Origin of the sequence: Paucibacter sp. PLA-PC-4, assembly GCF_026241155.1 — a bacterium.
In the GTDB taxonomy this organism is placed as follows: Bacteria; Pseudomonadota; Gammaproteobacteria; order Burkholderiales; family Burkholderiaceae_C; genus Roseateles_E.
The window spans coordinates 1-13,084 of sequence record NZ_JAPFGP010000011.1 but is presented as its reverse complement, the minus strand read 5'-3'; the positions used below and the strand labels follow the sequence as shown (position 1 = coordinate 13,084).

At 64.5% G+C, this 13,084-nt stretch carries 14 protein-coding genes; 8 read left to right on the top strand and 6 right to left on the bottom strand.

Annotated elements, in window-relative coordinates; translation table 11 throughout:
• The first annotated feature begins 12 nt into the window (after positions 1 to 12).
• From galE to OOZ63_RS17260, 7 genes are read left to right on the top strand one after another with little or no spacing between them, the layout of a single operon-like run.
• A complete protein-coding gene (gene galE / locus OOZ63_RS17290; protein WP_266006838.1) occupies positions 13 to 1,029 on the top strand; it encodes a UDP-glucose 4-epimerase GalE in 1,017 nt (338 codons plus the stop codon).
• Complete coding sequence (locus OOZ63_RS17285) at positions 1,026 to 2,477, top strand: mannose-1-phosphate guanylyltransferase/mannose-6-phosphate isomerase (protein WP_266006837.1); 1,452 nt, start codon at positions 1,026 to 1,028, stop codon at positions 2,475 to 2,477. Before galE ends, OOZ63_RS17285 begins: the two co-directional genes overlap by 4 nt.
• Before the next feature lie 18 nt (positions 2,478 to 2,495).
• Complete coding sequence (gene rfbB / locus OOZ63_RS17280; RefSeq protein ID WP_266006836.1) at positions 2,496 to 3,554, top strand: dTDP-glucose 4,6-dehydratase; 1,059 nt, start codon at positions 2,496 to 2,498, stop codon at positions 3,552 to 3,554.
• Positions 3,555 to 3,566: 12 nt separating this feature from the next.
• On the top strand, positions 3,567 to 4,448 hold the full coding sequence (gene rfbD / locus OOZ63_RS17275; protein WP_266006835.1) for a dTDP-4-dehydrorhamnose reductase: 882 nt from the start codon (positions 3,567 to 3,569) through the stop codon (positions 4,446 to 4,448).
• A gap of 11 nt (positions 4,449 to 4,459) precedes the next feature.
• Positions 4,460 to 5,344: a glucose-1-phosphate thymidylyltransferase RfbA gene (rfbA, locus tag OOZ63_RS17270; protein ID WP_266006834.1), complete on the top strand. Its 885-nt coding sequence runs from the start codon at positions 4,460 to 4,462 to the stop codon at positions 5,342 to 5,344.
• Between the two features lie 11 nt (positions 5,345 to 5,355).
• Positions 5,356 to 5,907: a dTDP-4-dehydrorhamnose 3,5-epimerase gene (gene rfbC / locus OOZ63_RS17265; protein WP_266006833.1), complete on the top strand. Its 552-nt coding sequence runs from the start codon at positions 5,356 to 5,358 to the stop codon at positions 5,905 to 5,907.
• Positions 5,908 to 5,961: 54 nt separating this feature from the next.
• Positions 5,962 to 6,564, top strand: coding sequence for a DUF3617 domain-containing protein (locus OOZ63_RS17260; protein WP_266006832.1), 603 nt, complete (start codon positions 5,962 to 5,964; stop codon positions 6,562 to 6,564).
• A gap of 15 nt (positions 6,565 to 6,579) precedes the next feature.
• On the opposite strand, the gene OOZ63_RS17255 is transcribed toward OOZ63_RS17260, so the two are convergent.
• The 6 genes from OOZ63_RS17255 to OOZ63_RS17230 form a co-directional block, all read right to left on the bottom strand.
• The gene (locus OOZ63_RS17255) at positions 6,580 to 7,914 is read right to left on the bottom strand and encodes a UDP-glucose dehydrogenase family protein (protein WP_266006831.1); all 1,335 of its coding nucleotides are present in this window, start codon (positions 7,912 to 7,914) and stop codon (positions 6,580 to 6,582) included.
• Between the two features lie 207 nt (positions 7,915 to 8,121).
• A complete protein-coding gene (locus tag OOZ63_RS17250; RefSeq protein WP_266006830.1) occupies positions 8,122 to 8,979 on the bottom strand; it encodes a PEP-CTERM sorting domain-containing protein in 858 nt (285 codons plus the stop codon).
• 389 nt (positions 8,980 to 9,368) lie between these two features.
• On the bottom strand, positions 9,369 to 10,472 hold the full coding sequence (locus tag OOZ63_RS17245; RefSeq protein WP_266006829.1) for an NDP-sugar synthase: 1,104 nt from the start codon (positions 10,470 to 10,472) through the stop codon (positions 9,369 to 9,371).
• Positions 10,473 to 10,645: 173 nt separating this feature from the next.
• Positions 10,646 to 10,981: a DUF86 domain-containing protein gene (locus tag OOZ63_RS17240; RefSeq protein WP_323055761.1), complete on the bottom strand. Its 336-nt coding sequence runs from the start codon at positions 10,979 to 10,981 to the stop codon at positions 10,646 to 10,648.
• Between the two features lie 17 nt (positions 10,982 to 10,998).
• Positions 10,999 to 11,289 (bottom strand): nucleotidyltransferase family protein, encoded by a 291-nt coding sequence (locus OOZ63_RS17235; RefSeq protein ID WP_266006827.1) that lies wholly within the window; start codon positions 11,287 to 11,289, stop codon positions 10,999 to 11,001.
• Positions 11,290 to 11,343: 54 nt separating this feature from the next.
• Positions 11,344 to 12,351 (bottom strand): NAD-dependent epimerase, encoded by a 1,008-nt coding sequence (locus OOZ63_RS17230; protein WP_323055760.1) that lies wholly within the window; start codon positions 12,349 to 12,351, stop codon positions 11,344 to 11,346.
• 326 nt (positions 12,352 to 12,677) lie between these two features.
• On the opposite strand from OOZ63_RS17230, the gene OOZ63_RS17225 reads away from it, so the two are divergent.
• On the top strand, positions 12,678 to 13,084 hold a 407-nt coding region (locus OOZ63_RS17225; protein WP_266006826.1), incomplete at its 3' end, for a hypothetical protein.

Here is a 13,084-nt window from a genome sequence, read left to right as displayed (position 1 = left end):
GAGGCCCCACCGATGAGCAAGATCCTGCTGACCGGCGCGACCGGCTATATCGCGTCGCACACCTGGCTGGCCCTGTGGGCGGCCGGGCATGAGGTGGTCGGCATCGACGACTTCTCCAACAGCTCGCCCGAGGTGCTGAGGCGGCTCACCCGGCTCGGCGGCACCACGCCGGACTTCGAGCGTGCCGATGTCTGCGACGCGGCGGCGATGGATGCGGTGTTTGCCCGTCACAAGCCCGCTGCGGTCGTGCACTTCGCCGCCTTCAAGGCGGTTGGTGAGTCCACCGCAATGCCGCTGGCCTACTACCGCAACAACCTCGGCGGCCTGATCAACACCTGCGAGACCATGCGCCGCCATGGCTGTGAGCGCATCGTCTTCAGCTCCAGCGCCACTGTCTACGGCGCGCCAGAGTCGCTGCCGCTGCGCGAAGATGCCCCACTGTCAGCCGTCAACCCTTACGGGGCCACCAAGCTGATGGGCGAGACGATTCTGCGCGACCTGGGTGAAGCCGAGCCGAACTGGCAGACCGCCGCACTGCGCTACTTCAACCCGGTAGGCGCGCACGAGAGTGGCCTGATCGGAGAAGACCCGCGCGGCATCCCGAACAATCTGATGCCTTACGTCACTCAAGTGGCCGTGGGCCGGCGCGCCGAGCTGCAGGTCTTCGGCAGCGACTACGACACGCCCGACGGTACCGGCGTGCGCGACTACATCCATGTGAGCGACCTGGCCGAGGGCCATGTCGCAGCGCTGCGCTTTTTGCTCGACGGTCGCGAATCGATCACTGCCAATCTGGGCACCGGCCGCGGCTACAGCGTGCTGGAGGTCGTGCGCGCCTTCGAAGCGGCCAGCGGCAAGGCCGTGCCTTACAAAATTGCACCGCGCCGTCCTGGCGACGTGGCTGCCTGTTATGCCGACCCGAGCCTGGCGCGCGAGCGCCTGGGCTGGCAGGCCCATCACGACCTCGCCCGCATGTGTGAAGACAGCTGGCGCTGGCAAAGCCTGAACCCCAAGGGATACGAAGAATGAGCACGATCCAAGTCCAACCCGTCATCATGGCCGGCGGCAGCGGCACGCGGCTGTGGCCGCTGTCGCGGGCCGGTTACCCCAAACAGTTTCTGGTGCTAGAGGGCAACACCAGCCTGTTCCAGCAAGCGGCCACCCGGCTGGCCGCATTGGCTGGGCCTGATCTGGCGTTGGCCGGTCCGCTGATCGTCGGCAACGAAGAGCACCGCTTCCTGGTGCTCGATCAGCTGCGCGAAACGAAGTCCGAGCCCAGCGCTGTGCTGCTGGAGCCGATGGGCCGCAACACCGCGCCGGCAATGACTTTGGCCGCCTTGCAGGCGATGGAAGGCGCGAACGGTCAAGCCCAGGATCCAGTGCTGGTGGTGACGCCCGCCGACCAGACCGTCACCCAGCCCGAGGCCTTCACTGCGGCGTTGCAGCAAGCCGTGCGCCGCGCTGCCGACGGCGCCATCGTGATCCTGGGCATCACGCCAGACCGGCCCGAGACCGGTTACGGCTATATCCGCGCCGAGGCGGCTGACGCCGGCCTGGCCGTGGCCCAGTTCGTCGAGAAGCCTGATCTGGCCACCGCCGAGGGCTATCTGCGCAGCGGCGGCTACTACTGGAACAGCGGCATGTTCGTGCTGCGCGCCAGCACCTGGCTCAAGGCCTTGCAGCGTTTTCGCCCCGACATCCTGGAAGCCACCCGTGCCGCCTTCGCGGCCCGCAAGGTGGATGACAAATTCGTGCGCCCGGGCAAGGCCGAGTTCGCCGCCGTGCCCAGCGAGTCGGTCGACTACGCGGTGATGGAACGCTGCCCCGGCAGCGACATCCCCTTGGCCATGGTCGAGCTCGATGCCGGCTGGAACGACCTGGGCGCCTGGGAGGCGGTCTGGCAGGTCACGGCCAAGGACGCCGACGGCAACGCCAGCCGCGGCGACGCCATCGTCAAGGACAGCCGCAACACCTTGGTGCATGCGACCAGCCGCCTGGTCAGCGTGGTCGGTCTCGACGACATCGTCGTGGTCGAGACGGCGGACGCTGTGCTGGTGGCCGACCGCAGCAAGAGCCAGGACGTCAAGAAGATCGTCCAGCAGCTCGACGCCAGCCAGCGCGGCGAGCAGACCCTGCATCGCAAGGTCCACCGCCCGTGGGGCTGGTACGACAGCATCGATATGGGCGAGCGATTTCAGGTCAAGCGCATCATGGTCAAGCCCGGTGCGACGCTGAGCTTGCAGATGCACCACCACCGCGCCGAACACTGGATCGTCGTCTCCGGCACCGCCGAGGTCACCAACGGCGACAAGGTCATTCTCTTGACTGAAAACCAGAGCACTTATATCCCGCTGGGGCAGACCCACCGCCTGGCCAACCCCGGCAAGCTGCCGCTGGAGATCATCGAGGTCCAGTCGGGATCCTATCTGGGCGAAGACGACATCGTGCGCTTCGAAGACACCTATGGCCGCAAGTAAGCACAAAGCGAGCAAGACATGACCATCCTCGTCACCGGCGGTGCCGGCTTCATCGGCAGCAACTTCGTGCTGGACTGGCTGCGCCAGTCCGACGAAGAGATCATCAACCTCGATGCGCTGACCTATGCCGGCAATCTCGAGAACCTGGCCAGCCTGCAGGGCGACGCCCGCCATGTGTTCGTGCAGGGCGATATCTGCGACCGTGCACTGATCGACCGGCTGTTGGCCGAGCACCGTCCGCGTGCCGTCGTGCATTTCGCCGCCGAGAGCCATGTGGACCGCTCGATCAGCGGCCCCGGTGCATTCATGCGCACCAATATCGAAGGCACCTACACGCTGCTCGAAGCCGCGCGCGCCTACTGGAGCCCGCTGCCCGAAGGAGAGAAGGCCGCATTCCGCTTTCACCATGTCTCGACCGACGAGGTCTATGGCTCGCTGGCCAAGGACGACCCCGCGTTTGCCGAAACCAAGACTTACGAGCCCAACAGCCCCTACTCGGCCAGCAAGGCTGCGAGCGACCATCTGGTACGGGCATGGCACCACACCTACGGCCTGCCGGTGCTGACGACCAACTGCAGCAACAACTACGGCCCCTATCACTTCCCCGAGAAGCTGATCCCGCTGATGATCGTCAATGCGCTGGCCGGCAAACCGCTGCCGGTCTATGGCGACGGCCAGCAGATCCGCGATTGGCTCTACGTCACCGACCACGCCAGCGCGATCCGCGCCGTGCTGGCCGGCGGTAAGCCCGGCGAGGTCTACAACGTCGGCGGTTGGAACGAGAAGGCCAATATCGACATCGTCAAGACGGTCTGCGACCTGCTTGACGAGCTGCGCCCCGACCCGGCCGGCCCCTACGCCCGCCTGATCAGCTATGTGACTGATCGCCCTGGCCACGACCGCCGCTACGCAATCGACGCCCGCAAGATTGAGCGCGATCTGGGCTGGCGCCCGGCCGAGACCTTCGAGACCGGCATCCGCAAGACCGTGCAGTGGTATCTGGATCATCCCGACTGGGTCCAGCATGTGCAGTCCGGCAGCTACCGCGACTGGGTGTCCAAGCAATACGGCGCCTGAGGAACAAAACGCATGAAAATTTTGCTGCTGGGCAAGAACGGCCAGGTCGGCTGGGAGCTGCAGCGCGCCCTCAGCCCCCTGGGCGAGCTGGTCGCGCTGGACCGCCATGAAGGTGCTGACCTCGCCAACACCGAGGCGCTGACAGCGACCGTACGCGCCCAGGCGCCGCAAGTCATCGTCAATGCAGCCGCTTACACCGCCGTCGACAAGGCTGAGAGCGAGCCCGAGCTGGCCCGCCAGATCAACACCCTGGCTCCGGCCCGGCTGGCGCTGGAAGCCAAGGCCCTAGGCGCGCTGCTGCTGCATTACAGCACCGACTACGTGTTCGACGGCAGCGGCAGCGAAGCCCGCGCCGAAGACGCGCCGACCGCACCGCTGAGCGTCTACGGCCGAACCAAGCTCGATGGCGAGCAGGCCATACGTGCCAGCGGCTGCCAGCACCTGATCCTGCGTACCAGTTGGGTCTATGCGGCACGCGGCGGCAACTTCGCCAAGACCATGCTGCGGCTGGCGGCGGAGCGCGAACAGCTCAAGGTGATTGCCGACCAGATCGGCGCCCCCACCGGCGCCGATCTGCTGGCCGACCTCAGCGCCCACATGATCCGCGCCACCCGAGCTCAGCCCGCGCTGGCCGGCACCTATCACGCGGTGGCCAGCGGCGAGACCAGCTGGCATGCCTATGCGCAGCATGTGATCGAGTTCGCCAGAGCGCGCGGCAAGCCCATCAAGGTCGCGCCCGATCAGGTGCTGGCCATTCCTACGAGCGACTACCCGACCCCGGCTAAGCGCCCACTGAACTCGCGCCTGGCCAACGCCAAGCTGCAGCAGCGCTTTGGCCTGACCCTGCCGCATTGGCGCCAGGGCGTCGAGCGCATGCTCCACGAAATACTCTGAAGGGAATTCTGATGAAGAACCGCAAAGGCATCATCCTCGCCGGTGGCTCCGGCACCCGGCTGCACCCCGCCACCTTGGCGATGAGCAAGCAACTGCTGCCGGTCTATGACAAGCCGATGGTCTATTACCCGCTGTCTACCCTGATGCTGGCCGGCATCCGCGACATCCTCTTGATCAGCACGCCGCAGGACACCCCGCGCTTCGAAGCGCTGCTGGGCGACGGCAGCCGCTGGGGTCTGAACATCAGCTACTGCGTGCAGCCCAGCCCCGACGGCCTTGCCCAGGCCTTCATCCTTGGCAAGGAGTTCATCGACGGCGCCCCCAGCGCCCTGGTGCTGGGCGACAACATCTATTACGGCCATGACTTCCAGGGCCTGTTGAGCAACGCCACCGCGCAGACCAGCGGCGCCAGCGTGTTCGCCTATCACGTCACCGACCCCGAGCGCTACGGCGTGGTCGAGTTCGACGCGCAGCAGCAGGCCCTGTCCATCGAAGAAAAGCCCAAGGCCCCGAAGAGCAATTACGCGGTCACCGGCCTGTACTTCTACGATGAGCAGGTCTGCGATATCGCCGCTGCGATCAAACCCAGCCCGCGTGGCGAGCTGGAGATCACGGACGTCAACGCCCAGTACCTGAAGCAGGGTCAGTTGCAGGTCGAGATCATGGGCCGCGGCTATGCCTGGCTGGACACCGGCACCCATGACAGCCTGCTCGAGGCCGGCCAGTTCATCGCCACGCTGGAGAAGCGCCAGGGCCTGAAGGTCGCCTGCCCCGAGGAGATCGCCTTCCGCTCCGGCTGGATCACGGCCGAGCAGCTCGAAGCGCTGGCCAAGCCGCTCTTGAAGAACGGCTACGGTCAATACCTGCAAAAACTCCTGAACGACCGCGCTTTCTGAGCGGCTACCCGATGAAGATCACCCCCACCTCCCTGCCCGAAGTCCTGATCGTTGAACCCAAGGTCTTCGGCGACGCCCGCGGCTTCTTCACCGAGAGCTGGAACGAGGCCGTCTTCAACAAGGCGGTCGGCTACGACGTGCGCTTCGTGCAGGACAACCACTCCCGCTCGGCCCGCGGTGTGCTGCGCGGCCTGCATTACCAGCTGCCGCCCCATGCCCAGGGCAAGCTGGTGCGGGTGGTCAGCGGCGCGGTCTTCGATGTGGCCGTGGACATGCGCAAGTCCAGCCCCAATTTCGGGCGCTGGGAAGGCGTGGAGCTGACGGCCGAGAACCACAAGCAGCTGTGGATACCGCCCGGCTTCGCCCATGGTTTTCTGGTGCTCAGCGAGACGGCAGACTTCCTCTACAAAACCACCGACACCTATGCGCCGCAGGCCGAGGGCTGCGTGCGCTGGGACGATACGGCCATCGGCATCCAGTGGCCCGCCACTGGCGTAGCGCCGCTGCTGGCCGAGAAGGATGCAAAAGCGCCGCTGCTGGCTGAGGCCAAGTACTTCGACTGAAGCCCAAGCATTCACCACTGGGCCGGCCGGCCCACAACCCAGGGAGACTCGCAGATGAAGTCAATCATGAGCTGCCGGATGGCACGCATCGCTGCCCTGCTGCTTGCCTGCACGGCCGGCGCGGCAGCCGCGCAAACCCTCAGCATCACGCCCCGGCCCGGCCTGTGGAAAAGCGAAGGCAAGATCCTGGTCAATGGCCAGGACATCATGGCCACGATGCGCCAGGCACAGGCGGAGATGCTCAAAAGCGTGCCGCCGGCCCAGCGCGCACAGGTCGAGGCCATGATGAAGGCCCAGCAAGGCAGCGGGCAGACGGAATGCCTGACGGCAGCCGAGTCCGCCGAGTTGAAGGACCCGCAGGCCATGCTGGCACGCATGCACAAAGAAACCCCGCAGTGCCGCTACCAGATCACCAAGGTCAGCGGCAACACTGTCAGCATGAAGGGCCGCTGCGAAGACCCCGATGGCTATACCGGTGACATCGAGGGCAGCTACACCGCCCTCAGCGAGACCAGCGCCCGCAGCAGCTTCAGCGGCACCGGCAACTATCCCAAGGCCGCCGAGATCCCAGGCGTCAAACCGACGGCCAAAGGCCTGTACACGATGAGCATGGAAGGCACCCAGACCTGGGTAGGCGCGAGCTGCCCGAAGAAGTAGCCGGCCGGCGAGCCTTCAGCCCGCCACCGTCCCCCGCCCGATGCCGTGGTGCTCAATGCCCAGCGTCTTCATCAACGCGGGCTCCCAGACATTGCGGCCATCGAACACCACCGGCTGCTTCAGGCTGCTTTTGATGCACTCGAAGTCCGGCGTGCGGAACTCCTTCCATTCGGTCACCAGCACCAACGCGTCTGCGCCTTCCAACACCTCGTCTGCTCGGCTGGCGAAACTCAGGCCAGGCAAGTTGCCCAGCACCCGGGCAGCCTCTTCGGTGGCCACCGGGTCATAGGCCGCCACCGTGGCACCGCGCCGCAGCAGCTCCCGCACGATCACCAGGCTTGGCGCCTCGCGCATATCGTCGGTATCGGGCTTGAAGGCCAGGCCCCACAGCGCCAGATGGCGGCCGCTCAGGTCGGCGCCGAAACGCGCCACGATCTTGTCCACCATCAGCAGCTTCTGTCGCTCGTTGGCCGCCTCGACCGCCGCCAGCACCCTCAAGGGGATGCCGGCATCACCGGCAGCACGCACAAGGGCCTTCACATCCTTCGGAAAGCAGGAGCCGCCATAGCCGGCACCGGCATAGAGAAACTGATAGCCGATGCGCGGGTCGGAGCCAATGCCGCGGCGCACCAGCTCGATGTCTGCGCCCAGCTGCTCGGCCAGCAGGGCCAGCTCGTTCATGAAGCTGATGCGAGTAGCAAGCATCGCGTTGGCCGCGTACTTGCTGAACTCGGCGCTGCGCACATCCATCACCAACAGGCGGTCGTGGTTGCGGGTGAAGGGCGCGTAGATGGCCCGCATCAAGAGCGTGGCCTGCTCGTCGTCGGAGCCGATGATGATGCGATCGGGCCGCATGAAGTCCTCCACCGCCGCCCCCTCCTTGAGGAACTCGGGGTTAGATACCACCGCGAATGCAAGCTCGACACCGCGCCGCGCCAACTCCTCGGCAATCGCCGTACGGACCCGGTCGGCCGTGCCCACCGGCACCGTACTCTTGTCGACGATGACCTTGTAGTCGGTCATGCGCGCCCCGATCGCGCGTGCGGCCGCCAGCACATACTGCAGATCGGCCGAGCCGTCCTCGCCCGGCGGCGTGCCGACCGCCAAAAACATCATCGTGCCGTGGTGCACCGCCCGGTCCACATCGGTCGTGAACTGCAGCCGACCTGCCGCCACATTGCGCCGCACCACCTCCAGCAGGCCCGGCTCATGAATAGGGATCTCGCCCATCTCCAGCCGCGCGATCTTGGCAGCGTCCACATCCAGGCACAGCACATGGTTGCCCATCTCCGCCAGGCAAGCGCCCGTGACCAGGCCCACATAGCCGGTACCCACTGTCGTGACCTTCATCGCGCGTGCTCTCGCTGGGGTGTTGAATCACCTCAGAGTAGCTAGGCCATATGTCAGCGCGATGGCAGCGGCAGCGACCCGCTTTAAAGCCCGGAGTGGCCCGAAAAGCTCAGCTCAGCTGTCTTGGCCGCTCAGCAAACTTTCATATGGTCAGGCGCGCGTCGAGCTGGGAGATCAATGCAGCGTTCCGATGCCATTTGGGCGATCTTACGCAGGGCTGCGGGCAAGCCCACGCCCGTGCCGAGCACGCCGCAGGGCACAAAGCAATGCCAGACCAGCCAGCGACATAACGTATGTCGCTGGCTCCGGAACAACCGTGACCTGACTGGAGCCCCACGCCCATGCTTGTAGACTGAAATTACCCAGCCGAGCGGCGTTGGTCTGGTTCGAGAACGAGACCGTGAGCGTCTCGGTTCCAGCAGCGCTTGCCAAGCCGCTGACGTACCCTGACCGCAGATAATGGGCGTCGTAGTCCCATTGAACGTCGACGCCATTTGGTTCCGTGCCATAGACCAAGAGAGACACGAGAGCGTCAGCAGTCTCTTTCCCATCCTTTGAATTCAGCGCAAAGCTTGCCGTCGTGCTCAGGGTGCTCGACAGGCTGATCTGTACAACTGTGTTCGGCGACAGCGTGAAGACAGCTGCCGGGTCCGATGGGTTGATGTACGCATCGAAAAAGAACTGTCCGTCTTCGCCGGCGCCTCGCGCCGAGCCGCTTGCAGTAAACGTCGAACCTGCCGGCGTGCCGGCCGATATCACTTCGGCCGACGCAGTGGCCCAGGGCAGCGCAGCCGCCATCTCGGCTGACCCCCATGCATCGAAATTCCTGTAGTCGGCCACTTCCGTACCTCGGATCTGGTCGCGGGCTCGGACGAACGCATAACTGCTAAGAGCGCCGGTGGGCTCAAAGGAGATCGATGGCGTGATGCCATCCAGCTCATCCAGATCGACGAGCGTCACTACCAAAGGGCTAGTCCGGACCGAGGCGGTCGCTTCGGCGACCGCAAAACTGCAGGGCAGGCTCAATATTGCGGCGCAGGTTGCCAAGCAGGTTTTCGACTTCATCTATTTGAACTCGCGTAGCGGACGACGTGTCGCAGCATACGGACGTCTTGACCGGCCGCGCATCCCTAACAGCTCGACGGCTGCAACCTTGGGCGCCACGCCAATGAATGCCATGAAGCAGCACATCAGTCTGCGCCGGTTGCTGTGTCAGCGTGTGTCCGTCGGACGGGTTGCCGGGGATTGAAGTGGCCCCTCTCATCAACCTGCTCTTTTGCGCGACCTCCAGGCTGACCTTGACGTCGATCTCGCACGACGGCCATCAGGCAAAAGGGCGAGCGGGCCGACCGGCGCGGCTGATGTCGCTGGTCTGCACATAGGCTGTGCTGTCAAACAGGTCTGCATTGGCCATCAGCCAACCCGCGCGGGTCTTGCACGCGAAAGCCGAACTCTTATGCGCGCGCGTCGCCCCAGCGCAGCGGGGTGACCTCATCGCCCACATAGCTGGTGTGGCCACTGCGGTCCACGCAGTACTGCGGTGACATGATCATCTCCTGAACCAGCATACCCTCGCCAATTCGGGTGTGCTCGATCAGCACCGAGCGCTCCACCGTGCAGCCACCGCGCAGATGTGAGCCGTGGCCGATCCAGGTCGGACCCACAACCTTGGCGCCGGCCTCGATGCGCACGTTCGAGCCGATGTATACCGGCCCCTCGATCTGTACCTTATCCCAGTCCACAGAGGTATTCAGGCCCACCCACACCTGCGGACGCACCTCGCGGCCAGGCACCTGCATCTGTGCCACCTCGCCGGCCAGGACCCGCTGCGTCACTGCCCAATAGTCCGCCACCCGCCCGATATCGATCCACTCGAAGGGCCGGTTCTGCGCAAAGAAGGGCAAGCCCTTCTCGACCAGCAGCGGGAACAGATCGCTGCCGATATCGAACTCGCGGCCCGGCGGGATCAGGTCCAGCACCGCCGGCTCGAAGATGTAGATGCCGGTGGAGGCCAAGGTGCTCTTGGCTTCCTCGGGCTTGGGTTTTTCCTGAAAGGAGGTCACCCGGCCGTCGACATCGGCCACGACGATGCCGTAGTTCTTGGTCTCCGATCGCGGCACATCCAAGGTCACAACACTGGCAAGCGCGCCCTTGGCCTTGTGTTCGGCCAGCGCGGCCTCAATGTCGAGGTCGATGATGGCGTCCCCACACAGCACGATGAAGGTCTCATCGAAGAAGCCGCCGAAATCCTGGATCTTGCGCATGCCGCCGGCCGAGCCGACCGGCTTGCACACCACCTCGCCCTGCTCCCGCACACCTTCGTAGCTATAGCCCAGCTCCACACCCCAGCGCTCGCCGTCGCCAAAGTAGTTCTCGATCTTCCAGTGCATAAAGGCCACGTTGACCATGATCTGCTTGACGTCATAGCGCGCCAGATGCTCGATCAGATAGGCCATCACCGGCTTGCCCAGGATGGGTACCATCGGCTTAGGTGTGTGCTTGGTCAGCGGCCTCACCCGCGTGCCTTGGCCTGCAGCCAGAATCATTGCTTTTGCCATCGGGGACTCCCTAAAAAACAGTTCAAAAATGCTGAGTGCAGCCCATCGCACCCTGTTGACAGCCGCATCGTCTCCGATGGAAGGCGGCCAAGCTCAGGAGTTGGCGATGAGTTTGTAACGGCATTTCACCGAAGCAGCGAGCGTGACAACCCACAGGGCCGCAAGATCCGTGCTCACAAGCCCTGCTTGAGAGTCCGCACCAAGTTCTGCAGGTGCGGCAGATCCGCGTGAATCGTCTTCCAGACGATCCGCAAGTCCACGCTGAAGTATCCATGCGCCAATGCGTTGCGCATCTCATACGCCACCGCCAGCGGCAACTCGGGATGGGCGAGCGCGAAGCTCTCGCAATGCCGCTCGATATTGCGGCACGCCTCACCAACAATCTCAAAGTTTCGAATCACCGCGTCCTGCACCATCTCGCTGGCCAGAAATCCCGCCTCGTCCAGATCGGCGGTGTAGCGCAAGATGCGGTCGATGGCGTCGAGAATATGGCCCAGGTAGTCGGACAAGCGTTGAGGGTGCCGGCTCATACGGGTCGAGACTCAGCCAGCACAGCCTCCCGAAACTCGGCCGGCAAGGCATGAGGCGTCACCACGTCCACCGTCACGCCCAGCAATTGCCGCAATTCAAGGCGAATCGCACCAATATCAAACATCGTCGTGTCCTGCGTCGGGTCCACCAGCAGATCAAGATCGCTGCCTTCGGTGTCCAGACCCCGCGCCACCGAGCCGAACACACGCACATTGCGCGCATGGTGCGCCTCGACCACCCGGCGTATCGCCAGGCGGTGCGAACGGAGCGCATCGGAAGGCCTCATGGTCGGTTCATCCTCATTACTTGCGGTTGCCAATCGTACACAGACACACGCCGATCACACCTTGAAATAGTCCCTATACCAGGCGACAAAGCGCTCCACACCCTCGGGCACCGGCATCGCCGGCCGGAAGCCAGTCCATTCGGCCAGTTCCTCGACATCGGCATGGGTGGCCGGCACATCGCCGTCCTGCAGCGGCATGAAGTTCTTCACCGCCTCGCGACCGATGGCCTTCTCGATCGCCTCGACAAAGGCCATCAGCTGGATGGGCGCGTGGTTGCCGATATTGAACACACGATACGGCACATTGGAACGCGCCGGGTCGCTCTTGACTGCGTCGTACTCGGGATCGGCCGTCGCCGGCCGATCCAGCACCCGCACCACGCCCTCGGCAATGTCGTCGATGTACGTGAAGTCGCGCACCATCTTCCCGTGGTTGAACACGTTGATGGGGCGGCCTTCCAAGATGGCCTTGGTAAACAGGAATAGTGCCATATCAGGGCGACCCCAGGGCCCGTAGACCGTGAAGAAGCGCAGGCCCGTGGTCGGCAGGCCGAACAGATGGCTGTAGGTATGGGCCATCAGCTCATTGGCCTTCTTGGTGGCCGCGTAAAGGCTGACCGGATGGTCAACGCTGTGATGCTCCGAGAACGGCATCAGCGTGTTACCACCATAGACGCTGGAGCTCGACGCATAGGCCAGGTGCTGCACACCGCTGTGGCGGCAGCCCTCCAGGATGTTGGTAAAGCCGACGATATTGCTGTCGATATAGGCGTGCGGGTTCTCGATCGAATAGCGAACGCCGGCCTGGGCGGCCAGATGCACAACGCGGTCGAAGCGCCCCTCGGAGAACAGCTTGGCCATGCCTTCGCGGTCGGCCACATCGAGCTTGACGAACTCGAAGCCCGGCTTGCCCGTCAGCCGCGCCAGCCGGTCGTGCTTGAGTTGCACATCGTAATAGTTGTTCAGATTGTCCAGGCCCACGACCTGATCGCCCCGCGCCAGAAGCAGCTGGCTGACATGCATACCGATAAAGCCGGCGGCGCCGGTGACAAGAACTTTCAACGCAATCTCCCAGTACCCAAACCGACCAGCTCGCGGACCCATCATCGACAAGGCCCCAAGCGCGCCCGGCATTCTCGCCCAGCCGGGGCCTCACCGGCCCCATGCCTGACGGCAGCCCCCTATTTGGAGGGCCGAGGCAATGCGGTCACAGTGCACTGGTACTCCCGGCGGCGGTAGTAATTCACCGGCGTTGCAATGCCTTACCCCTTGGTACGTCTAAGCGTGCTTGATCTCACTGAATGCAAACACCCATCTGCCGAAAATACCTGCAACAGATCTTCCGCACAACGACTGGTGCTGTAAGTCTCACCTTGGGTAGTACCACCATGATGCAACAGCCCCTCAGCGCCTCGCTGATCCGAAAGGCCTCCTTCGCCGCCCTCTTTGCCGCCTGTGTAGCGATCGCCGCTTACAGCAGCGGCGGCGGCAGCAGTGACGCCGGGGCCGGCCCGGTCGCTGCGACGCTCCAATCCACGCCGAATACCTCTGCCACATCAGTGGCCAAGTCCGCTGCGACGACGGCAACGGCGACCACGACGGCCAGGGTGCTAATTCCCGTTGTCACGGCGCCTGCGACTGCCTTGTCCGACGGCGGACCGACCCTGCTGACCCTGCGCGCCCACGCGGACGTGGCCGGTGGCGTCGGCGCAATGGTGTCGCTGCGGGTGGACGGCGTGGTCACCGACAGCGTGGAGGTGCGCGCCACCCAGCCCACCGACTATGCCCTGGCCGC

Bases quoted from the DNA above. Each gene is read 5' to 3' on its own strand.
- galE (WP_266006838.1), top strand. From the start codon at position 13: ATGAGCAAGATCCTGCTGACCGGCGCGACCGGCTATATCGCGTCGCAC.
- OOZ63_RS17285 (WP_266006837.1), top strand. From the start codon at position 1,026: ATGAGCACGATCCAAGTCCAACCCGTCATCATGGCCGGCGGCAGCGGC.
- rfbB (WP_266006836.1), top strand. From the start codon at position 2,496: ATGACCATCCTCGTCACCGGCGGTGCCGGCTTCATCGGCAGCAACTTC.
- rfbD (WP_266006835.1), top strand. From the start codon at position 3,567: ATGAAAATTTTGCTGCTGGGCAAGAACGGCCAGGTCGGCTGGGAGCTG.
- rfbA (WP_266006834.1), top strand. From the start codon at position 4,460: ATGAAGAACCGCAAAGGCATCATCCTCGCCGGTGGCTCCGGCACCCGG.
- rfbC (WP_266006833.1), top strand. From the start codon at position 5,356: ATGAAGATCACCCCCACCTCCCTGCCCGAAGTCCTGATCGTTGAACCC.
- OOZ63_RS17260 (WP_266006832.1), top strand. From the start codon at position 5,962: ATGAAGTCAATCATGAGCTGCCGGATGGCACGCATCGCTGCCCTGCTG.
- OOZ63_RS17255 (WP_266006831.1), bottom strand. From the start codon at position 7,914: ATGAAGGTCACGACAGTGGGTACCGGCTATGTGGGCCTGGTCACGGGC.
- OOZ63_RS17250 (WP_266006830.1), bottom strand. From the start codon at position 8,979: ATGAAGTCGAAAACCTGCTTGGCAACCTGCGCCGCAATATTGAGCCTG.
- OOZ63_RS17245 (WP_266006829.1), bottom strand. From the start codon at position 10,472: ATGGCAAAAGCAATGATTCTGGCTGCAGGCCAAGGCACGCGGGTGAGG.
- OOZ63_RS17235 (WP_266006827.1), bottom strand. From the start codon at position 11,289: ATGAGGCCTTCCGATGCGCTCCGTTCGCACCGCCTGGCGATACGCCGG.